General features: G+C 26.3%; 20 protein-coding genes and 2 pseudogenes. 19 read left to right on the forward strand and 3 right to left on the reverse strand.

Annotation, left to right across the window (positions count from 1 at the left end; translation table 11 throughout):
* Positions 1–30 precede the first annotated feature (30 nt).
* The 4 genes from BMW96_RS03885 to BMW96_RS03900 all read left to right on the forward strand — a co-directional run bounded on the left by BMW96_RS03885 (position 31) and on the right by BMW96_RS03900 (position 5,616).
* Positions 31–3,090: an ABC transporter ATP-binding protein/permease gene (locus tag BMW96_RS03885; protein WP_092352702.1), complete on the forward strand. Its 3,060-nt coding sequence runs from the start codon at positions 31–33 to the stop codon at positions 3,088–3,090.
* 98 nt (positions 3,091–3,188) lie between these two features.
* Positions 3,189–3,545: a hypothetical protein gene (locus BMW96_RS03890; protein WP_092352704.1), complete on the forward strand. Its 357-nt coding sequence runs from the start codon at positions 3,189–3,191 to the stop codon at positions 3,543–3,545.
* A 166-nt stretch (positions 3,546–3,711) separates the two neighbouring features.
* Positions 3,712–4,836: an aldo/keto reductase gene (locus tag BMW96_RS03895; protein WP_092352706.1), complete on the forward strand. Its 1,125-nt coding sequence runs from the start codon at positions 3,712–3,714 to the stop codon at positions 4,834–4,836.
* Between the two features lie 123 nt (positions 4,837–4,959).
* On the forward strand, positions 4,960–5,616 hold the full coding sequence (locus BMW96_RS03900) for an MmcQ/YjbR family DNA-binding protein (protein WP_092352708.1): 657 nt from the start codon (positions 4,960–4,962) through the stop codon (positions 5,614–5,616).
* Positions 5,617–5,896: 280 nt separating this feature from the next.
* Here the strand turns inward: BMW96_RS03900 and BMW96_RS03905 are convergent, their stop codons facing one another.
* Positions 5,897–6,289 carry a polyketide cyclase gene (locus BMW96_RS03905; RefSeq protein ID WP_092352710.1) on the reverse strand — a complete coding sequence of 131 codons (393 nt, stop codon included), beginning with the start codon at positions 6,287–6,289 and terminating at the stop codon, positions 5,897–5,899.
* A gap of 525 nt (positions 6,290–6,814) precedes the next feature.
* Between BMW96_RS03905 and BMW96_RS03910 the strand changes: the two genes are divergently transcribed.
* The 3 genes from BMW96_RS03910 to BMW96_RS03920 all read left to right on the forward strand — a co-directional run bounded on the left by BMW96_RS03910 (position 6,815) and on the right by BMW96_RS03920 (position 9,606).
* Entirely contained in the window at positions 6,815–7,705 is an 891-nt protein-coding gene (locus tag BMW96_RS03910) for an ABC transporter ATP-binding protein (RefSeq protein WP_092352712.1), read from the forward strand.
* On the forward strand, positions 7,698–8,498 hold the full coding sequence (locus tag BMW96_RS03915; RefSeq protein WP_092352715.1) for an ABC transporter permease subunit: 801 nt from the start codon (positions 7,698–7,700) through the stop codon (positions 8,496–8,498). The genes BMW96_RS03910 and BMW96_RS03915 overlap by 8 nt, the downstream gene beginning before the upstream one ends.
* Positions 8,499–9,147: 649 nt before the next feature.
* Complete coding sequence (locus BMW96_RS03920) at positions 9,148–9,606, forward strand: VOC family protein (protein ID WP_092352717.1); 459 nt, start codon at positions 9,148–9,150, stop codon at positions 9,604–9,606.
* 158 nt (positions 9,607–9,764) lie between these two features.
* Here BMW96_RS03920 and BMW96_RS03925 read toward each other — a convergent pair whose 3' ends face one another.
* Positions 9,765–10,361 (reverse strand): hypothetical protein, encoded by a 597-nt coding sequence (locus tag BMW96_RS03925; protein ID WP_143050706.1) that lies wholly within the window; start codon positions 10,359–10,361, stop codon positions 9,765–9,767.
* Between the two features lie 107 nt (positions 10,362–10,468).
* Positions 10,469–11,474 (reverse strand): annotated as a pseudogene (locus BMW96_RS03930) (C39 family peptidase).
* A gap of 206 nt (positions 11,475–11,680) precedes the next feature.
* On the opposite strand from BMW96_RS03930, the gene BMW96_RS03935 reads away from it, so the two are divergent.
* The 12 genes and pseudogenes from BMW96_RS03935 (at position 11,681) to BMW96_RS03990 (ending at position 22,126) form a co-directional block, all read left to right on the forward strand.
* The gene (locus BMW96_RS03935; RefSeq protein WP_092352723.1) at positions 11,681–12,076 is read left to right on the forward strand and encodes a PadR family transcriptional regulator; all 396 of its coding nucleotides are present in this window, start codon (positions 11,681–11,683) and stop codon (positions 12,074–12,076) included.
* Positions 12,077–12,652: 576 nt separating this feature from the next.
* On the forward strand, positions 12,653–13,243 hold the full coding sequence (locus tag BMW96_RS14040) for a PBECR4 domain-containing protein (RefSeq protein ID WP_257606872.1): 591 nt from the start codon (positions 12,653–12,655) through the stop codon (positions 13,241–13,243).
* A gap of 729 nt (positions 13,244–13,972) precedes the next feature.
* Positions 13,973–16,114 carry a tetratricopeptide repeat protein gene (locus BMW96_RS03950; protein WP_092352727.1) on the forward strand — a complete coding sequence of 714 codons (2,142 nt, stop codon included), beginning with the start codon at positions 13,973–13,975 and terminating at the stop codon, positions 16,112–16,114.
* A 128-nt stretch (positions 16,115–16,242) separates the two neighbouring features.
* Positions 16,243–16,533: a PrgI family protein gene (locus BMW96_RS03955; protein WP_335755441.1), complete on the forward strand. Its 291-nt coding sequence runs from the start codon at positions 16,243–16,245 to the stop codon at positions 16,531–16,533.
* A gap of 606 nt (positions 16,534–17,139) precedes the next feature.
* The gene (locus tag BMW96_RS14045; RefSeq protein ID WP_169924276.1) at positions 17,140–17,307 is read left to right on the forward strand and encodes a hypothetical protein; all 168 of its coding nucleotides are present in this window, start codon (positions 17,140–17,142) and stop codon (positions 17,305–17,307) included.
* A complete protein-coding gene (locus BMW96_RS03965; protein WP_092352731.1) occupies positions 17,291–17,662 on the forward strand; it encodes a type II toxin-antitoxin system RelE/ParE family toxin in 372 nt (123 codons plus the stop codon). Before BMW96_RS14045 ends, BMW96_RS03965 begins: the two co-directional genes overlap by 17 nt.
* Positions 17,663–17,847: 185 nt before the next feature.
* Positions 17,848–18,360: a matrixin family metalloprotease gene (locus BMW96_RS03970; protein ID WP_092352733.1), complete on the forward strand. Its 513-nt coding sequence runs from the start codon at positions 17,848–17,850 to the stop codon at positions 18,358–18,360.
* Between the two features lie 15 nt (positions 18,361–18,375).
* Positions 18,376–18,972 (forward strand): hypothetical protein, encoded by a 597-nt coding sequence (locus tag BMW96_RS03975; protein ID WP_092352734.1) that lies wholly within the window; start codon positions 18,376–18,378, stop codon positions 18,970–18,972.
* Between the two features lie 167 nt (positions 18,973–19,139).
* Positions 19,140–19,279 (forward strand): annotated as a pseudogene (locus BMW96_RS14765) (IS256 family transposase); the annotation flags it as partial.
* Positions 19,280–19,885: 606 nt separating this feature from the next.
* Positions 19,886–20,863: an IS1380 family transposase gene (locus BMW96_RS03980; RefSeq protein WP_092352735.1), complete on the forward strand. Its 978-nt coding sequence runs from the start codon at positions 19,886–19,888 to the stop codon at positions 20,861–20,863.
* A 368-nt stretch (positions 20,864–21,231) separates the two neighbouring features.
* The gene (locus BMW96_RS03985) at positions 21,232–21,417 is read left to right on the forward strand and encodes an antitoxin VbhA family protein (protein ID WP_092352737.1); all 186 of its coding nucleotides are present in this window, start codon (positions 21,232–21,234) and stop codon (positions 21,415–21,417) included.
* Positions 21,410–22,126, forward strand: a complete 717-nt coding sequence (locus BMW96_RS03990; protein WP_092352739.1) for a Fic/DOC family protein — start codon at positions 21,410–21,412, stop codon at positions 22,124–22,126. The genes BMW96_RS03985 and BMW96_RS03990 overlap by 8 nt, the downstream gene beginning before the upstream one ends.
* Positions 22,127–22,132: the final 6 nt, after the last annotated feature.

A 22,132-nucleotide genomic window follows, 5' to 3' on the forward strand; every position in this document is an offset into this window, starting at 1 on the left:
TAATATGATATAAAAAAGGAGATAAGTTAAATGCTTCAAATACAAAAAATAAAAAAAGAATATATTATTGGAAATTTGCATCAAACAGCATTAAATGGGATCACTTTAAATTTACGTGATAATGAATTTGTTGCAATTCTTGGACCAAGTGGATCAGGAAAAACGACACTTTTGAATATAATTGGTGGTCTAGATCATTATGATAGTGGAGATTTAATTATTAATGGAATTTCAACTAAAAAATATAAAGATCGTGATTGGGATTCTTATAGAAATCATACTATTGGATTTGTATTTCAAAGTTATAACTTGATTCCTCATCAGACAGTTTTAGCTAATGTTGAGCTGGCTTTAACAATATCTGGTATATCAAAAAGTGAACGACGAAAACGAGCCATTGATGCTTTAAAACAGGTAGGATTAGAAAAACATGTGTATAAACGTCCTAATCAGATGTCTGGTGGACAGATGCAGCGAGTGGCTATTGCCCGTGCATTAGTAAATGATCCAGATATTCTTTTGGCAGATGAACCAACTGGGGCACTAGATAGTGATACAAGTGTTCAGGTTATGGAATTACTGAAAAAAGTAGCTAAAGACCGCCTGGTTGTAATGGTAACTCATAATCCAGAATTAGCTCAAAAGTATGCTAATAGAATTGTAAAAGTACGTGATGGAAATATTGTTGATGATACTAATCCTTTTAAAATTAATGTTTCTAATCAATCTTTTGCTGAACATAAAAATATGGGTAAGGCATCAATGTCATGGCTAACATCATTATCACTTAGTTTTAATAATCTCAAAACTAAAAAGGCAAGAACGATTTTAACATCTTTTGCTGGATCAATTGGAATTATTGGGATTGCTTTGATTCTTTCTCTTTCTAATGGAGTAAATCAATATATTCAATCAATTGAAGAAGAAACACTTTCAGAATATCCTTTACAAATTCAAAGTACTGGTTTCGATATAACATCGATAATAACTGATGTTCATTCAAATCAAGATAAAGATGAAAAAGATGATACTAAAATTTATGTTTCACAGATGATAACAAATATGTTTTCTAAGATAGGTTCTAATGATTTAACTTCATTAAAAGATTATCTAGATAGTGGAAAGAGTGATATTAAAAAGTATACTAATGCAATTGAATACAACTATAATATTGCCCCACAAATATACACTATTAATTCTGAAAATATTAGGCAGGTAAATCCTGATAAATCTTTTTCATCTTTAGGGTTAGGTTCTTCAACAAATTCTAATAGCTTGATATCTTCGATGATGAGTACAGATGTTTTTTATCCTATGCCTAGTAATCTAGATCTTTATAAAGATCAATATGATATAAAGGCTGGAAACTGGCCTAAAAGTTATAATGAGTGTGTAGTAGTATTGAGTAAAAATGGTAATATTAATGATTTTATGCTTTATACATTAGGATTACGTGATTACTCAGAACTTGATAAAATGATTGAACAGTTTTCAAAAGAAGAATCAGTAGAAATTCCTGATAATAGTACTTCCTATTCATATAAGGATATTTTAGGAATTGAATTTAAACTTGTTAATGCTGTTGATTATTATCAATATGATAGTAATTATAATGTTTATAAAGATAAAAAAGATGATCAAAATTATATGAAAAATTTAATTGAAAATGGTGAAAATATTAAAATTGTTGGGATTGTTCAGCCTAAAGATTCAGCAACTGCAACAATGTTACAATCAGGAATCGGCTATCCTGCAGCTTTAACTACCCATGTGATTAAACAAGCAGCATCAAGTGAGATAATCAAAAAACAGTTAGACAATCCTAATATTGATGTTTTTACAGGTAAAGATTTTAATGATAGAAATAAAAATCAATTAGATTTAAATTCATTGTTTACTGTTGATGAAGGGATATTAAAGGGTGCTTTTACTTTTGATCAAAGTAAACTTTCTATGGAAGATTTGGATTTAAGTCAGATTAAATTGGATTCTTCTATCTTACCAACAATAGATGTGAATGATATTTTTAGTGATATGAAAATAAATATATCACAAGATAATATTGAAAGTTTTACTAAAGCTATTATAACTCAGTTTCAAGAGTATTTAAAAGAAAATGAATTAATAGATCCAACTAAAATAAATGAGTATTTTAGAGCTTTTTTACAAACTGAGCAAGTTCAAAAGTTATTTCAAGATGAAATGATTAAAATTATACAGACAAGTGGTTTAACTGAGCAGTTTGAAAATCAATTACAAATAGTTATGGCTCAATATACTGATACAATAAGTAAATCATTACAACAGCAGATAAATGTACAAATGACTAAACAAATGGATAATCTTGCTTATAGTATGCAAGATGCAATTAAAATAGATACAAGTGCATTTGCTAAAGCAATTAAGATGAATATGAACGAAGAAGAGTTAACAGAATTAATGATGTCTCTGATGACTTCAGAAGTATCTTCTTATGATGGGAATCTTAAAAGTTTAGGATATGTGGATTTTAATAAGCCAACTGCAATAAATATTTATCCTAAAGATTTTGAAAATAAACAAAATGTAATTAATATTTTAGATAAATATAATAATGATATTAAAAATGTTGATGAAGATAAAGTAATTTCTTATACAGACTATGTTGGTACATTAATGTCATCAGTTACTGATATTATCAATGTAATTAGTTATGTATTAATTGCTTTTGTAGCAATATCATTGATTGTATCTTCGATTATGATCGGTGTAATTACTTATATTAGTGTATTAGAGCGTAAAAAAGAAATTGGAATATTGCGAGCAATTGGAGCTTCCAAGAGAAATATTTCTCAAGTTTTTAATGCTGAGACTTTTATTATTGGTCTATTGGCTGGAGTTTTAGGGATAGTTATAACACTATTATTACTGATTCCTGGTAATGCATTAATTCACGAGATAGCTGGAAATACAAGTGTCAATGCTGTTTTACCGATTGGTGGAGCTTTCATCTTGATAATTTTAAGTGTTATTTTAACAATGATTGGTGGCTTGATTCCATCTAAAAAGGCTGCACAAGAAGATCCAGTAACAGCGCTTCGCAGTGAATAATTTTAAAAGAGTTTATTATTTATTTGAATTGTTATTATCAAAGTTTTTAGTAAAGTTGTTTAAAAATTGAAGTATAAAAAGTGGAGAGAGATTATAATATGATAAAGAAAAAAATAGGTATTGGTACGATATCATTACTTTTAGTTATATTTGCTTTTATTTGGAGTTTTAATATATTAGATTTTTGTATAGGTGATAAAGTATTGGAATTTTTTAATATCCCAACATGGTCTGGTAATAGCCATGGGCAACAGATTGTAGATACATTTTTTATAGTTACATTTACAAGGGATGGACAGAGTATTCATTATACTGTTTTTTATTCATTTATTTTATTGTTTCCTGCTCTAGTTTTAGCAGTAAAAAATAAAAATGATTTATTTGCAGATATTGGGAAATGGTCAGCAATAATTTTTATTACGTTATTAATAGTAAGTCCTTTGTTGATAATTTAAAAGATAAAAAACTTAGTAATAGTACTTATATATGTTAAATATAAGCTTGGTATAGAAATAACATAATTAATTTTTAAATATTTTTATTCTCATTAAAAAAATAATAAAAAAACTTGCCTTAAAGTATACTTTAGGTATTATAATTATCTTGAAAGGAAGGACAGATATGAATAATAAAAAACTAGGTTTTGGATTAATGCGCTTACCTGCTTTAGATCCTGATGATCCAGCAAAAATTGATATAGAGCAAACAAAAAAGATGGTAGATATTTTTTTGGAAAGAGGATTCACTTATTTTGATACAGCTTGGATGTACTGTGGTTTTGCAAGCGAAAATGCGACTAAAGAAGCTTTAGTCAAACGTCATCCCCGTGATAGCTTTACTCTTACTACAAAGCTTCATGCTGGTTTTATTGAAACTAAAGAAGATCGTGATCGAATTTTTAATGAACAGTTAAGGAAAACAGGGGTAGAGTATTTCGACTATTATTTATTGCATGATATTAATACTCATAGTATTGAAACATATGAAAAATTAGATTGTTTTAATTGGATAATAGAAAAGAAAAAGCAGGGATTAGTAAAAACAATCGGATTTTCTTTTCATGATGGTCCAGAGTTATTAGATAAGGTTTTGACAGAACATCCTGAGTTTGAATTAGTTCAGTTACAAATTAATTACTTAGATTGGGATAGTGAAGGGGTACAATCACGAAAATGTTATGAAATAGCAACTAAACATCATAAGCCTGTTATTGTTATGGAACCTGTAAAAGGGGGAACATTGGCTAATGTTCCAGAAGAGGTTGAAAAAAAATTTAAAGATTATTCACCACAAATGTCAATTTCCTCATGGGCAATACGTTTTGCTGCCAGTTTAGATAATGTAATCATGGTTTTAAGTGGAATGTCTAATATGGAACAGTTATTGGATAATACGAATTATATGAATGAACTTAAACCTTTAAATGATGAAGAGTATAAATTAATTGATCAAGCAGTAATGGCTATTAATTCAACTATTAAAATACCTTGTACAGCATGTGCATATTGTACAGATGGTTGTCCTATGAATATTAATATTCCAAAATACTTCTCTTTATATAATGCGGATTTGCAAGAGGTTGCCCAAAAGGGATGGACACCACAAGGTGAATATTATGATAATTTAACTAAAACATTTGGTAAGGCAAGTGATTGTATAAGTTGTGGTCAATGTGAAAATGTTTGTCCACAGCATTTAAATATTATTGAAGGTCTTAAAGAAGTTGCGAATCATTTTGAAAAATAGATGAATTATTTAAGAAAGATGTTCTATAGGTAGAAATTAGTCTTATTTTACTAATTTCTATCTTTTATATTTATAGTAATATTTTTTACTCAATAAGAATGAGATAAGTTATGGAGAATAAAAATGAAAGTTGATAATATATTTGATAATTATTCTGTTAACAAAAAGGCTTTAAGTGACTATGGTTTTATTAAAATGAAAGATGGGTATTGTTTAAAAAAGGATTTAGAAAATTTTGATTTTTATGTAAAGTTTATTATTGGTAATAATACATTTGATGTTAAAGTATTTGAAGCTAATGGTGAAGAATATCTACCATTTTATATAAAAAAAGCTGGGGGAAGTTATAGTAAAAAAATTAAAGAAGCTGTAGAATTAATGATTAATGATATTATTTGTCATTGTTTTGAAAGTATTAATATTAGGGAAGAGTTATTAAGATATTTAAAAAAGAAATATGATACTAATCCTAATTATCCTTGGAAAAGTGATCCAACTTCTATTACTTTAAAAACTAATGAGACTAATAAATGGTATGCATTAATCATGAATATACCTTATAAATCATTGAAAATTGAAAAAGAAGGAAAAATAGATGTTCTAAATGTGAAGAATAAACCAGCTAAAATAGAGCATTTAATTGATTTTAAGCATTATTTTCCTGCTTATCATATGAATAAGAAATATTGGATAAGTATCTTACTTGATAGTACAATTGATTTAAATAGTGTAATAAATCTTTTAGATGAAAGTTATGAGATTGTTGATTTAAAAAAATAGTTAGCCAAATAAATTTATTTGACTGACTATTTTTTGTAAGTATAGAAGACTGTTTGATTTTATAGTAAAAATATATTTTTAAAACTTTTATGAGTATATTCAAGTCTATGATTGTCTTTAAGATATTTTAAAACAGTTGTTTGTGGATGAAAATTTAATTATTGTCGCTTAAAAGCTACTTAATAATATTGTGTTTTAGTAACTATTTGTATCTAATCACTGTACATTTTTATTTGTTATTGGATGTTGAATTTTTATCTAACTCAATTTATATAAATGATTATTGTAATGCCTTTTGCAAATCGGAAATATATTGTCTTTGTTGTTTTTGTAAAAATAATTTTACAAATGGTTTCATAAATAGCTTTTTTGCGGTTATATTTTCTATAAAATAAATTTCTGTTTGACCGTGATTTTCTTTGAAAGAACCAGACCAATGTCCCTTCATATTACTATTTTCCATATCAAATTCCCAACGTTGATAGGGCTCAAAGGCAGTAATTGTAAATTTGGTTGCAAAACTATCTTTTGTATATTCAATAAATTGATACTTATTTAATACTTCGATTTTATTTAAATCACTACGCCATTGATATTTCTCTAATGATGTAACTACATCCCATACTATTTTGATGTCGTTTGGAAATAATGCTTTTATTTTAACAACAGCCATATTTTTTCTCCTATTTATTTTAATTATTATGGTGGTTTTTATAATCATACTTTTATTCACTGGTGAAATCAAGATTATATCAATAGTGATTTTACACATATAGAACAGTTTTTTATTGTGTTTTGTTATATATATTATGATGTATTTGTCTTTATAATATTAAAAATTATGTAAAATAGTATAAAGTATAAATAATAGATATAGGTTGTTGAAATATACTAATTTGTTATAATTGAATTAGAAGAAAAGAAATAATTAATGCAAGATTAGGCATATTTAGTATAAATGATTATAATTTAACTACTTATTTTGTTGTAAAAGTTAGAAAATTTAAATTTTTAATGTAATAAATTATATATAGTTTTTAAGAGTGTTAGTATGAAAGTAGTTTAAAAAGAGTATTTTGGATTTAATTAAAGATATTTTTTTAGAGTGATAAGTTTATGAATAAAATTTGTTGTTAATTTAAAATGTATTTATATATTTATGTATGTATAATAAAGAGGTATGAAATTGGAGGTTTTTATGAGTGTAATTGAAATTAAGAATTTAAATAAGGATTATGGAAATAATAAAGGAATATTTGATATTAGTTTTAAAATTGAAAAAGGGGAAGTGTTTGGCTTTTTAGGGCCTAATGGTGCTGGTAAGACTACTACGATTCGCCATCTTTTGGGTTTTATTATTCCACCTATTGATACTTGTATAATTGAAGGATTAGATTGTAGTAAAGATATTGCCGAAATTCAAAAGAAGATTGGGTATATTCCTGGAGAGATTAATTTAATGGAGAATATTACAGGAATGCAATTTATTAAATTTATGGCTGAGTATCGTGGAATGAAGGATCTTGGTCGGGCTGAAGAAATTATTAATCGTTTTGATCTTAATCCTCATGGTAAGATTAAAAAAATGTCTAAAGGAATGAAACAAAAAGTTGGCTTAGCAGTAGCGTTTATGCATGATCCAGATGTTTTAATTTTGGACGAGCCAACTAGTGGACTTGATCCTTTAATGCAAAATAAATTTGTAGATTTAATTAATGAGGAAAAGAAGCGTGGTAAAACCATTTTGATGTCATCACATATGTTTGAAGAAGTAGAAAAGACATGTAATCGAGTAGGGATTATTAGACAAGGAAAAATGGTTAGTATCGATGATATCGATGCATTACAAAATACAAAACAGAAAATTTATATTATAACATTTAAAAATATTGAAGATGTTCATAAATTTAAAAATGAGCAGTTTTCATTCAGGAAAATAAAAGATAATGTTGTTGAAGTAATTATAAAAAATGAGATTAATGAATTAATAAGATGCTTAGAAAAATATAATCTTATTAGTTTAGATATAGTGCATCAAAGTTTAGAAGAAATCTTTATGCAGTTTTATGGAGGGGATTGTAATGTTTAATAAAGCTCTATTTAAATTAGAATGGAAATCAAATTATAAGATTTTAATTATTTTTAGTTTGATTTTAACTATGTATACAACTGTTATGTTAACGATGTATGATCCAAAATTAGGAACTGCATTAGAAACTTTTGCAGAAACCATGCCTGAAATTATGGCTATGATAGGAATGAGTGGAACTCCAACGAATTTGATCGATTTTCTTTCTACTTATTTATATGGATTGATTATGATTGTATTTCCATTAATTTTTGGAGTTCTGTTATCATTACGATTGATTGTTAAAAAAGTAGATAATGGAGTGATGAGTTATCTGCTTAGTAGTGGTGTTGAGCGTAAATCTGTATGGTTTACTCAAATGTTAGTTATTATCACGAATGTGTTTATTTTAATAGGTTATTGTACAATATTAGGGATTGTTTTGAGTGAAATAATGTTTCCTGGTAAATTAGATATTGGAGCATATATAACTATTAATGTTGGAACATTAATTTTACAACTTACATTATCTGGTATTTGTTATATGTGTTCTTGTATTTTTAATGAATATCGCTTAGCTGCATTATTTGGTTCTGGTATTCCAATTATCTTTATTATGATTCAGATGTTATCAAATATGCAAGGAAGTATGGAGTGGCTTAAATATATAACATTATTAACTTTATTTGACCCTGTAAGGTTAATTGCTGGTAATAGTGAAGGATATATTATGTTAGGTATTTTAAGTATTGTAGCTTTTGTTTGTTATATTTTAGGATTGGTTGTTTTTAATAAGAAAAGTATGTCTTTATAAAATTCTTAATATTGTAAAAAAATAAATCACTTCTAAAGATTTTTTAGAATATACTTTATTTTAATGAAAATGATGATTTAAATTTATTAATTAGGTGTCTGAAAAAAGAGATTAATATGTTATTAAGGGATTTTATAGAATATCCAATGAGATGGCATGCGATATTAAATTATTTCCATTAAACGATTATTTTTTAGATGTAAAAGTTTTAATGGAAGATGGGCAATGGATTAAGAATTATAAAAGTATTTGTAAATTTTTTTAATGCAGTATATTTGGGACTATTTAAAAAAGTATTTACTATTATTTGTTGGAATAAATGCTATACTATGGATAAGGAAAATTAATTGTTATAAAATCAACTAAAAATATTGATTTAGTTGATAAAAATAATGTTATTCTTTCTTAAATTATTGATGATAAGTTAAAAGAAGTAGAAAAAGAATTACGAAGAAGGAAGAACTCATACTGAAGAAGTAAAGCAATTGTTTAATAAAAAAATATGGATTTGAATTATAGGATGTGTTATACAGATTTAGCAATTAATAAAAATTTAGATATAATTAAATTACATCTAAATTTTCTGTTTGTTATTTTAAAATATCATCAATATAATTATAGAAAACTTAGAAGTTATGGAGGTAGCGACATGAAATTTAAAAATCCTATGTTGGTAGTAACTGATATAGAAAAATCAGTTGAGTTTTATAAAAAGGTTTTTGGGCTTCATGTAATTATGGATTTTGGAGCAAATAAAACTTTAACAGGCGGATTGGCTTTGCAAACAGTTGAAACATATAAAGATTTTATTGGTACAAATGATATTTCTTTTGGCGGCAACAATTTTGAAATTTATTTTGAAGAAGATGATTTTGATAAGTTTGCTGATAGGCTGAAAGAATATGACATTGAATATGTCCACCCTATTATAGAACATTCATGGGGACAACGTGTAGTCCGTTTTTATGATCCCGACAAGCATATTGTTGAAGTTGGAGAAAATATGAAAATAGTTTGTAAGCGTTTCTTAGATAGTGGTATGACACCAGAGCAGGTTGCGGAATTTATGAACGTACCTATGAAATTTATTAAGGCTTGTATGAGATAACTTCCAATTTATGGAGCAGATTATATTTATGGTTTGTTCTTTTTTTAGAATAATGTATCCACTTAAAAATAAAAAAAGGTTTCTTATTCTATTGATAATTAAATACAATAGATTTCAAACCCTTTTTTTATTTAATCACATTTTCCAAAATACTGATATTAACTAGTTTTTAGTTTAGTATAAGTATCTAGTGTTTCAATTATTAACAAGTTTAGTTTATCTAAGCATGTTTTAGATAGCTTGGTAAAATTATCATATTTTTTATCTAAATCAAAACCATGTTCTATTCCACTTATATACTTATCTTCAACTTTTATATTGTATTGGGCTGTTATACCAGAAACTTCTACTTCTTTAGACTTTTCAGTTTCGCTATTGATCACTTGTATATTTTCATATAAATAATATTTTACATTAACGCTATAGCTCCCATATTCAAAAGTATCTTCTAAAGTATCTACAGCATTAAGCATTCTATAATTGGTAAATAAATCTGTTAACTCATTAGTTATCGTAAATATATTACCACAAGTTATACCAACCTTTTTATTATTTACTTTCACTTCCTGACCTTTGCATGTATTATCGGTAGTAGTCGAAAGCTTATCAAAGTTCATATATTTTGAAAAATTTCCTAGTTCAGATTCACAATTAACATCACGACCAGTTTTAGCACTTAATCCGTGTGGTACACCACACGCAGAAATTAGGATTAAAACTAATATAATAATACAAATTTTATTTATCTTTCTCATTTTTTTGTCAAGGAAACTGTCATTAGTATACAGCGGAATTGAAATCTCCTTTCTAAATAATTTTCCTTGCTTATACAATTCCATAGATTTCTATATATTAATTAATTTTAATATCCAAGAGATACCGCTCCCATAGCCCAAGAACTAGTGATTTCTTTTTTATAATTACCCCAATTATCAATGCATTTATAATAGCCAACATATACACCAGTTTCTTTATACTGATATGCAGTAATCCAATGGTTTCCGTATGATGAACCAAAGGAACTTAACAATCCTACACAAACTGGACGGTTTGAAATACAATTGCTTTTAACTGTAGAAAAAGGATTTGTACTCATACTAGTTGCTTTGATATATTTATTAGGACTGTATTTACTGATAAAACCTCGTATTCCAGTGGCAACCGTTGAAGGTATTGTAGATGTAGCAAAAGGTGTCTCTGCAACCATTTTTGTAATAAGCGATCCTGGTGAACTGCTATTTTGTTTACGTACATTATCAGGAATCACATCATATCCAACATAATCATCAAAATATGCCATCATAATAGATGCAGCAGTTGGTCCACAAACGTTACTTGTATTCCTCCAACTTGTACCATTATATCTAGAAAATCTTGATTCTGATGCACCAACCCAACTTCCAGATGCACGTGTTTTCAAAGACACAGGTACACAATTATTTAAAAATTCTGTATTTAATTTTTTTAAATTTTCTATATTATTATCAGTTATATTGCTCATACGAAGATTAGGGTAAATTATCTGATTAGTATAAATATCTACGATTGAGCCATTGCTCTTAAACAAATAATTCATTGGACCATAGTATAATAATGTGTCATTCATATTATTTTTATAAGGATTTGAGTTTTCCGTTAATGAATATTCAGAAATTGTTTTATTTTTAATCCCCGAAATAATATAGCCGTTATTGTCAGTAATAATTAAAGCATAAGATTCATTATTTTCGATATCCAAAAGTATTTTATGGCTTATTTAATTTAGATATTTCAATTTCTTTGCTTAGAAGACAAACTTGGTCCTTAATATCGTTTAAATAGTTATCAGTCAAATCAGTCGATGCATTAACACTTTGGATTGGCAACATATAACAAGTTAGACAAAATGTTAATGTAAATAGTAATATTTTTTCATTATTCTCATCATTCCCTTTGTTCTTTTTTTTGTTAGAATGCACTTTCTATAATTTAATAGTAACATAATATATTCTAAAGTCAAGAATACATAGATAATCTAGGTATTGTATCTTATATACTGTATACTAAAAGTAACTTAACGTTAAGGATGATGTAAATGTTAAATAAAAATAATTTATATAAATTAGAAATGTTATTATTAGGTATTTTAATAAAACAGGATTGCTATGGATATGAAATAACTAAATTAATTAAAAATTATTCTAATGATCTAATAGTTATTAAAGATGGTACTATGCATCTCATCTTATACAAATTATTAGATGAAAGGTTTATCTCTTGTTATGATAAAGTAGTAGCACGAAAAGTACGTGTTTATTACCATATTGAACCCGCAGGAATAGACAAATTTAAATCAATGGTTATTGATTTCGATAACATGTTAAAAGGTATAAATAATATTACCGCAATAATTCATATGAACAACAAAAAAGACGAAAAATTATCGATAATAGATAATAAATTCGTCTTTTATAATACACCCTTAAGGTGAAAATATTTACAAATAAAAGTGGTTGCTTTATAATTAATTTTGACAAAAAAACAAAGAAAGGAACCATCATATATTATGAACTATAAATTACCATTTTGCAACATAAATTTTAACAGTGAATAGTAACAAATTTTATTTAGTATCAAAGAATAATTCTTGAATTTATTTGTTTTTGTTGTATAATTTAATTGGAGATAAAAATATATTTATCTTTAAAATGGGTAATAATTATTGTGTATAATATGATACATGATAACATATTATACAATAGAATGGTGACATTCTCGGTGAACAGGCACCGTAAAAAGTCGAATTCAAAAGGTAGAATTAAAAATAACCTTGTCCGAGTATACATCGAAAGATGTATGAGCCTTGCAACTGGGATATGAAGTTGTAGACAAGAGATAGTCTTAAAAATAATCTCGTCCGAGTATACATCGAGAGATGTATGAGCCTGGCGACCAGGATAAAACCTGTTTTTTTATATCAGTTAAGTGGGCAAATCGTGTCTGCTTTTTTATTATAAAGGGGAATTTTTGATGCATGAATTAAATCAATCTAGTAAAAAAAGATGCGATTGAAGGAGCAAGGCTATATCAAAAATATCTTGTTCCAAATACTTTTTTAATTGTAACTGAAGATGGAAAATCAAAAGAAGTATGTTTTAATAAAAAAGATTTTGCACATCTTGTTGGTGTTCGTTCTTCATTAAATGATTTAGATTTCTATAATCATTGTATTCAAGGAACATTAGTTGAAGACAATATCAATGAGCAACAGCATTATGATTTTGGAACAATACGAAAAAAAATCGTTAGAATAAAAAAGATTAATAAGATTATATACGCTAATGCAGATACAAATCTTATATTAATTAACCTTCACACAAATACTGTAGATTTTCCACTTGCAATAGAAAGTCCAAAAGATAAAATGGTAGTAGCATTTACTGGAAATGATAATCATGCAAGAAGTTTACGAAATAACAATCAAACAAATTCTGATGAAAAGAAAAAAATCATTGCAATATTTTCAAAAAAGAGAGATTCGAAAGAAAAATATACGCAATTAGTATATTTAAAAGATTATCAAATTCTCAAAGCAATATATGAAGATTTTGATGAAAATGTATCGGTTAATTTATTGAATGATTATGAAAAAATATAGAAAATCAGTTTTAGATATGAGAATTATATTACAAGGACAACTTTTTATAAAGTTGTTCTTTTTTTATGAATAAGGAATGGAGTTGAAGCAGTTGATAAAGAAAATTACAAAGGAAATTCAAAGACTTGAACAACAAAGAACTATAAAATTAAGTAAAAGAAATCAATTGGATGAGGAACTTAATTTACATTTTAAAGATTTAAATTATTGAGGCAGTTGACGATTGTGGATTTTTGGAAAGCATACCCGTATGGGCAGTAACCTTATTAGGTGGAATATTCATTACGATATTATCATTTGTTCTTATACTAACAGTCTATGGGCGTTTCTTTAAACTATATATGTATACGACTATTTCGCCAATACCATTATCTGCTTCAGCCTCAGAAATTACCCAGTCAGTAGCAGTTACTTTTCTAAAAAGTTATATGGGTGTATGTATGGAAGGAGCAATTATTGTTTTAACATGTATGTATTATCTTTTCAAAGTTTGCAGGATCACCACCAAGTATTGATGCAGAAGCAAGTGCTATTTCAATGTTATGGACATATATTGGCGAATTGATTTTTAATATGCTTGTTCTTGTAGGCACTGTTAAAATGTCAGATAGAGTTATAAAAGATATGATGGGACTATAAATATTTATTTTATATTTTTAATAAATATAAAAAGTGATATAATTATATTTGTTAAATTTTGTAAAGTATATAAAAATAGGAGGGATAAATATGAGGTGGTTACATTTTTCAGATATACATTTTGATTTCGTAAATGATGGAACGTCTACAAAGATGTTACATGATAATTTTAAAGAATTTGTTAAAAAGAATAATATAACAGTTGATGAAGTATTTTTTACTGGTGATTTTCGTAATGCTAAAAATCAAGATGGGCAAGATCTAAATACTGTGGCTAAAGAGGCAACTGATTTTATAAAAGAAATTGCTTCTTCAGTAGGGGTAAATGATACATCTCATATTCATATAGTTCCAGGTAATCATGATTTTATAACAAATGATAATGAGGAAAATTTAAGAGAAATATGTAAAAGGTATAATGGGAATTTTTTAGCAAAAGATAAGATAACGTTGAAAAATAGATTTGAATTTTTTGTGCAATGTTCAAAGTTGTTAAACAATAAAGTGTGGGAAAACTTCTTTGGTGGTAGTATACATCGATTTCAAATATTTGATGACTTTAATATTGTTTATTTAAATACAGCTATATCATCTGGAAAAAAATGTGATAGAGGTAGTTTAAAGATTTGTACATCAGAGTTATATGATATTTTAAAAAAAGTCAGAGATTTAAATAATAATCCAATTATAATTCTAGCTCATCATCCAATGGAAACAATTGAATTTAATGATGTGAGAATTATTAAAGATATAATAAATGAATTGAAAATCACAGTTTTATGGCTATGTGGAGATTCTCATTTAATTTTTGAAAATAAGACTTATGAAATTGGAGAACTTACTACAGGATGTTTTAAGATTGATTCAGGAGCACAAGCAGGTTTTTTTGTTGGAGAATACACACCAACAATTGGAATGGAAATTCAGGCATACATTGGGACACAACGTGGGAAATGGGATTATAGTGTTAGTTATTCTCAATTTGCAAATGATGCTCTTCCTAATGATTTGAGACAAAATAATGAATATCCTTTAAATTATAATATTGCTAAACAATATACACTGCAGGGTGATTATACAACTGCTATTAAATTATGTCTTGATGCTTTAAATGATGATAGGTTAGAAAGTATCATTAAGTGTAAGATGAAGTTAGAATTAGGATTTTGGTATTGTTGGATAGATAACAATAAAGAAGCTGAAAATATTTTAATGTCTTTGATACCAGAATTTCAAAGAAATAACGATAAAAGAAGTTTAGCCCTATGTTATAATTATCTAGGACTAGTCAATGATGAAATGAATAGATGGGCACAAGCAGAGTATAATTATATTCAAGCAACAAAAATCTATAAAGAATTAAGAGCAGAAGCTAGCAATTTATTTGAATTAAGAAAAGAAGTATTTCAATGTTATGCAAATAGGGGATTAATGTATTTTAGATGGGGGCAAAGTACAGCAAGTAATGTGTATTTTGGAAATGCAAAAAAATATTACGAAAAGGCATTACCTTTTTTTGAAGAGAACAAAGAAATATTACAAAATATGTCAGCTATATTTTATAATAATTATGCTTTATTTTGTGATAATCAAAAGGACTACAATACTGCTATAGATTTTTATGATCGAGCTCTAGTTATTAAAAGTGAGACAGTTGGGCAATGGCATATATCAGCTGCAAGAATATATGGTAATAAAGCACTAGCTTATTACAATCTTAAGGATTGTGAAAAAGCTATTAAAGAGTCAGAACAGGCTCAAAGAATATATAATGCTAATGATGAAATGTATTGTCGAGATGCGTTACGTAATCTTGGAACTTTAGCATCGTCAAAGGTAGTGTTAAAAAAATATGATGAAGCATTAGAATTATTGTTTGAAATAAGGAAAATTAGATTAGAGAAATATGGAAAGAATGACACAGATGTAGCACAAACTAATCATAATATTGGAAAGGTTTATTTTGAAAAAAGAGATTATTTAAATTCACAAATTTATTTAAACAAAGCATATAATATTAGAAAATTAAAAATGCCTACGCATAGGTATACTATAGAAACTATGCAACTTTTGGCAAGTATAAATATATTACAATCAGATTATAAAAGTGCTTTGGAATGGTATATTAAAATTTATGACGTACAAAAAGAAGTTTTAGGTGCTGAAAATAAAGAAACTTTAGATACTCAATTATTAATTAACGATATAAAATATAATAAATTAAAATTTTAAGCAATTATTTTTTGAGGAGAGTCAGAACAAATGGAGGTAAAAATTAATAAAGATATAAGAGAATATACAGAAAGCATTGTTTTAGGTTTATCCTTAAGGCAATGTTTTTTTCTGTACTAGCATGCATTATGGCTGTTATATTCTATTTCCTATTCATTAATAGTTTAGGAATGGAAATAACAAGCTGGTTATGCATATTGTCAGCTGTACCATTTGCAGGTTTAGGATTTATTCGTTATCAGGGTATGAATGCAGAACAAATTTTTGTGGTGGCTATTTGTTCACTGATATTAACTCATAGAGAGTTATTATTATTTCAAACGACAAATATTTATTATCAAATACTCAAACCAGTATTTGAAAGGCATATAAAGGAGGACAGCGAATCATATGATAAAAATTTATTCAAATATTATTAATAATAAGAGCAGATTAAAATAACAGTTAATTTATTCCAATTTCCCTGTCAAAAGTTTTCTCGGCATAAAGCATTAGTATAAAGTGCTAATAAAAACGTCACATTGCACTAATTTCTAGTTAGCTCATTTTGACGATATTGATTAATTTAAAATGTGAATTAACAATATTTACTCTTGATTTTAGTCAAGCAGGTGTTTTTGAATTAGATAAAAGTATATTCAAAGATATAGAAAATAAAAGTAAGATCAATGATTTTTCATTATATGCTATGGAGTTATTTTTGAAAAAGAAAATCAGAATTATCAAGTTGTGTCAGTATCCAATTTTGTCTGAAGAAAAAAAGATTATTGTGTAATATTAGCTTGTACACAAATTATATCTTCATATTATAAACATAAAGAAATCATAAAAGATGCGTTTTTAGTATCAGACCATGATAAAGAAATCTTGATGAATAATGAAGAATTTATGCAAATCATGAAAAAATATGGTATTAATTTTGAATGAATACGGAATGATTTTTATAAGTTTTGATTAATAAAAATGAATTGTTATTTATATAATTAAGAAAAAATGATATATTCTTTATAAGGAGGATGATAGAAATGAAACCATTAGAAAATATTAATTCATTAGATAATAAAACTGTTATTCGCCCAAAAACGATTGAAGAAAAATTAGAAGAAGCTGAAAAGGATTATGAAGAAGGAAGAACACATTCTGAAGAAGAAGTTTGGAATATGTTCAGTAAAAAATATGGACTTGAATTATAAAGTTGTTTATACTGATTCAGCGATTGATGATTTAAACAGTATTTTATCTTACTTAAACGGATATGGAAATCCAAATATTTTAATTCATTTCAAAAAAGAAATTAGTTTTTCACAATCATATCGTGTTATTTTTCGTCAATACGGTTATGATTATCGAAAGATGATTGTTAGAAATTATATCTTTGTTTATTATGTAGATGAGATAAAAAATGAATTGATTATATTTAGAATTGCTCTTTTATTTTGCAAAAAGGAGGAAATTAAAATGCATATAAACAAATTAAAAGAAAAATTGGATATAAAAATACAACAAAAATATGATAAGTTTATAGAAAAGTTAATGAAACTCATATGAAAAAATATTTAAAGAAGAATTTATTTCAATGATTCAAGGAAAAGAACTTTCAAAATCAGAAATTAATAGGTTATTTATTTAAAATGATTTTTACATATGTTCACTTTTTGATTAATAATTAAATTTATAATATATTGTTAAATTTAATTATTTATAATTTTTATTAGAAAGTGAGGAGAGCTATAATGAAAAGAAACAGAAAAAAATTTATAATATTAAGTGTATTGGCTATATTATTACTAAACACTAAAAATCTTAACGCCTATACCTTTTGGCAAACTGGGGTAACTAATCCAAGAGCAGTTACTGTATACAACGTTTTTAATACGTCTGGTTATTTAAATTCATTAAATTATTATAAAAAATGGACAAATACTGGAATAATGTTTGCAACTTTTAATAATGGATTATCATCAGATGTTCTTGTAAATATAAGTGATATAGATAATGGAACATATGGTGTTACAACTTATAAAAGTATAGGTAAATTTACTATTGTATACTATAAAGCTTTTAAAAATGCTAGTTCAATTGTGCAGCAAGAAACTGTAGTACATGAATTTGGGCATGCATTAGGTTTAGGGCATACTCAAACTTCAAATGAGTCAAAATCTGTTATGAGAGCATTAGGTTTTAACAAAAAAGCATATCCATTGTCAGATGATATTAATGGTATTAAAGCGAAATATAATTTTTAAAAAGGAGAGATTTAGATGAATAAAAATAAATATTTAACAATTGGTTTGTCTTTGATGATGCTTCTAGCTCTTGCAGGATGCAATAGTAAGGATAGTAGTACTTCTTCAAAGCATGAAGATATATTTATTGATGCTAAAACTGATTCTTATCAAACCATTGAAGAACTTGAAAAAGCAAGTGATTTAATTGTTATTGGAACAAAAATCAAGGAATTAGAATCAAATGTGTTGTATGATGAAAATGGAGTTTATCAGGTTGCTTATACATATTCTTCTTTTAATATTGATGAAATTATCAAAAATGATGTTAACGAATTAAATAAAGAAATTAAAATTTTTGAAAATCAAGCATACGATAAAAAAACTAATAAAACATTGCATATTGCTGGATATACAAATATGATTGGGGGTAATAAATATATTTTATATTTAAGTTTATCTGATGGGAATTATTATATACCATTAGCAGTTACTATAGGTAAAGTACCATTAAGTAAATCAGAAATTAATGGTGATAAATTAAAAATGAAAAATAATGATGAAGTGAGTATAGGTATTGTTGATAAATTACATAAAGAAATTCAAAATAAATATGCAAATAAAATAGTTTAGATAAATCGAATTTGAGAAAATAATTTAATACTAATTATTTTAGAGCGATTATGATGATTTTGATTATTCTGAAAATAATAATTATTGCATATGTTAATCTAAAACTTATTCACTTAACAGTAAAAAAATCATGTATATGACAAGTGTAAAGAGAATCAGTTAATTAAAGTTTTAGGAAAGTGACCAAAAAAAAGGGACGTTTCTAAATGAAAATGCACTATTCAAATTACTATATCTAAGAATAAAAGAATTAAATACAAAATGGGAAGCTAGTCATATAGCAAACTGGTCAATGGTATTAAATTAGTTAATGATTAATGACGGTTTTAAAAATCGAATATTAGTAAATGATTTTATATATTCAAAAGGCTGATCATTAGATCAGCCTATAAGTGCTTGAATTATATATTCATTTTACATTTAAATAATACTATAGAAACAAATAAATATTAATAACGTAAAATTAAATTAATATAAAAAACTTACATGTTTTTCTTGATAAAGTGGATGTTGATAAATTTTTAGACCAAATATTTTAATTAAAATCTAGTAATTGTCTGTAGTCTTTGGTGCTTAGATAATTTAATGATTTTTATTTTTTCAGTATTGTATCACATAATATACTAATTTTGATATAATCGCACTTATAAAAGTTAAAATAATATTGGCTCTTTTCAGTGTTAATTGAAAAATTTTTTTAATTATTTTTTTTATCAAAAATAGTCTTTAAATAGGAAGAATTAACGTATACCTCAATAATTCATATGAACAACAAAAAAGACGAAAAATTATCGATAATAGATAATAAATTCGTCTTTTATAATACACCCTTAAGGTGAAAATATTTACAAATAAAAATGGTTCCTTTATAATTAGTTTTAAGCAAAAAACAAAGAAAGGAACCATCTATATTATGAACTATAAATTACCATTTTGCAATATAAATTTTAACGGAGGCAATCTTTCTAGTGATGGTGGTGCCATCTTATTGCTTTCTTTCCTCAATAAATTCTCCCATTTTGATTTCATCAAAAACTTATCTTTTCATGATTTAAGAAAAAATCCTGAATTTTCGAATACTAGTATTTTCAAACAATTAATCATTCGCAATATCTTAGGATATTTTAATCAGGATCATCAGAAAGTCTTACTTCAAGATCCTCTATTATCTCATTATACTGAAGCATGTTCACAACCAACTGTTTCTAGATTTTATGATCGTCTGACTAATCAGGTCAATATGGATTTTAAATCTCATCTTGTCAAACTTGCATGTGATTATATCAATCAAAATATTGATGAACCTATTCTAGATGTCGATTCAACAAAAACTGAAACAGGTGGAAAACAAGAAGGTGCAGCTAAAATTCATCATTATAATACTACAGGATATCATCCAATGATTATCAATGAATTTCATTCAAAATTATTGGTAGGTGGTGAACTACGTACTGGTAAAGCTTATTCATCAAATGGTTTTATTCAAGAAATGGATGAACTATTGGCTCATTTGAATACTAAAAACAAGAAAATAAGATTACGTGGAGATAGTGCGTTCTATAATAAAGATTATATGGCATATCTAGAAGAAAAAAACATTATTTATTATTTTAGAGTGAAGGGTTTTGCAAGTGTAAAGAATGCTGTATTTGATGATATCTGTGATAAAAACATTGATTTTCAAGCATACACAGAAGATCATCCATATATGGATGAAATTCAGTACACTATAAGTCAATCAAACCAAGCAAGAAGAGTAGTATATAAAATATATGGCTCAATGGATAAAAAGCAACAGGAATTATTGCCAACCATTTATTGTGTTATGACCAATGATGATAGTTTATCAGCAAAAGAAGTGATGAAATTTTATGAAGAAAGAGGAAATTAGGTGAGGAGATAAAAGAAGCGCTTAGAAATAAAGTTCTAAGTGCCCAAGACATAAAAGATTTATCTGCTTCTCATCATCATTTGAGTAGAATAAATCTACAGTTATTATAATATGAAAGGTCATTGAAAAGTACAAAAAAAGTGAAAAAAAGGATAGGATTTTTATGCTCTCAAAAAGGGAGAAAAAAATAAAAAGAGGAATGAATGATAAAAAAACAAGAGATTCCATGAAAATCTGCTTAAATAAAAAAATTTATTCTTCAGAGCTGAATAAACATATTCTTATTATCATAAAGTAAACAAAAATATGGTATAATATAAAAGTCAAAATAAATGACAATATATTATCAGTGAAAGGAGTTTTTTATAATGGATCAATTAGATGAAATGAAAAAAAGAAGAAAAGCAGTTAATAATGCTTTAGGAATCCTTTTGACTGCTACTGATTTACCAAATGAAAAATATTTAAAAGCTTTGGATGATTTTGTTTTAGGTAAAATCACTTTGGAAGAATTAGATCAAAAAGTTCATAAATTGGAGTATATTTATGGATGATATTTATTGTTATAAAGGAACAAATGTTCTCAGGAATTTATATGATATTCATGATAAAGATATCTTAGATGAACTTGAAAGAGAAAGTACTAATACAAAGATACTATCTTTGGAACTTCGACCAGAACAGATTGTTAATGATATTTCGATAGAGCATTTTAATGAACTTCATCGTTTTTTATTTGGTAATCTCTATGAGTGGGCTGGTCAATACAGAGTAGTTGATTTGTATAAATCAGAGAGAGTATTATCTGGACTTTCTGTTGAATATGCAAAACATAATGAAATAGAGAAACGATTAGAAGAATTTTTAAATAAAGCAAGTCAATTTGATTGGAAAGATAAAGATGTTGCATTAAAATCAACATTTGATTTGTTGGTAGGGATATGGGAAATACATGCTTATCGAGAAGGAAATACAAGAACATGTACAACATTTATTAAAAGAATTTTGTTGAGTCAAGGAATAGAGTTTAATGCTGGACTTTTAAAAGAACATCCTGCTTATGTAAGAGATAGTTTGGTTATGGCAACTTATGATGAGCCACAATACCTTATGAGAATTTTGAAAGATGCTTTTGAAACGGAATTAAATTTTCAATATTTTAATAAAGATAGTATTAAAGAAGAATATAAAGTTGCTAAAGAAAAGTATTATACAACTAAACAAGCAGAAAAATTAATTGCAAAGAAAAAATTGATGAAATAAAAAGGC

Origin of the sequence: Thomasclavelia cocleata (assembly GCF_900102365.1) — a bacterium.
GTDB lineage: Bacteria > Bacillota_I > Bacilli_A > Erysipelotrichales > Coprobacillaceae > Thomasclavelia > Thomasclavelia cocleata.

Coding starts and splice junctions, on each gene's coding strand:
- BMW96_RS03895 (WP_092352706.1), top strand. CDS start 3,712: ATGAATAATAAAAAACTAGGTTTTGGATTAATGCGCTTACCTGCTTTA.
- BMW96_RS03900 (WP_092352708.1), top strand. CDS start 4,960: ATGAAAGTTGATAATATATTTGATAATTATTCTGTTAACAAAAAGGCT.
- BMW96_RS03985 (WP_092352737.1), top strand. CDS start 21,232: ATGGATCAATTAGATGAAATGAAAAAAAGAAGAAAAGCAGTTAATAAT.
- BMW96_RS03885 (WP_092352702.1), top strand. CDS start 31: ATGCTTCAAATACAAAAAATAAAAAAAGAATATATTATTGGAAATTTG.
- BMW96_RS03975 (WP_092352734.1), top strand. CDS start 18,376: ATGAATAAAAATAAATATTTAACAATTGGTTTGTCTTTGATGATGCTT.
- BMW96_RS03950 (WP_092352727.1), top strand. CDS start 13,973: ATGAGGTGGTTACATTTTTCAGATATACATTTTGATTTCGTAAATGAT.
- BMW96_RS03925 (WP_143050706.1), bottom strand. CDS start 10,361: ATGAGAAAGATAAATAAAATTTGTATTATTATATTAGTTTTAATCCTA.
- BMW96_RS03915 (WP_092352715.1), top strand. CDS start 7,698: ATGTTTAATAAAGCTCTATTTAAATTAGAATGGAAATCAAATTATAAG.
- BMW96_RS14045 (WP_169924276.1), top strand. CDS start 17,140: ATGAAACCATTAGAAAATATTAATTCATTAGATAATAAAACTGTTATT.
- BMW96_RS03980 (WP_092352735.1), top strand. CDS start 19,886: ATGAACTATAAATTACCATTTTGCAATATAAATTTTAACGGAGGCAAT.
- BMW96_RS03910 (WP_092352712.1), top strand. CDS start 6,815: ATGAGTGTAATTGAAATTAAGAATTTAAATAAGGATTATGGAAATAAT.
- BMW96_RS03920 (WP_092352717.1), top strand. CDS start 9,148: ATGAAATTTAAAAATCCTATGTTGGTAGTAACTGATATAGAAAAATCA.
- BMW96_RS03955 (WP_335755441.1), top strand. CDS start 16,243: ATGGCTGTTATATTCTATTTCCTATTCATTAATAGTTTAGGAATGGAA.
- BMW96_RS03905 (WP_092352710.1), bottom strand. CDS start 6,289: ATGGCTGTTGTTAAAATAAAAGCATTATTTCCAAACGACATCAAAATA.
- BMW96_RS03935 (WP_092352723.1), top strand. CDS start 11,681: ATGTTAAATAAAAATAATTTATATAAATTAGAAATGTTATTATTAGGT.
- BMW96_RS03970 (WP_092352733.1), top strand. CDS start 17,848: ATGAAAAGAAACAGAAAAAAATTTATAATATTAAGTGTATTGGCTATA.
- BMW96_RS03890 (WP_092352704.1), top strand. CDS start 3,189: ATGATAAAGAAAAAAATAGGTATTGGTACGATATCATTACTTTTAGTT.
- BMW96_RS03965 (WP_092352731.1), top strand. CDS start 17,291: ATGGACTTGAATTATAAAGTTGTTTATACTGATTCAGCGATTGATGAT.
- BMW96_RS03990 (WP_092352739.1), top strand. CDS start 21,410: ATGGATGATATTTATTGTTATAAAGGAACAAATGTTCTCAGGAATTTA.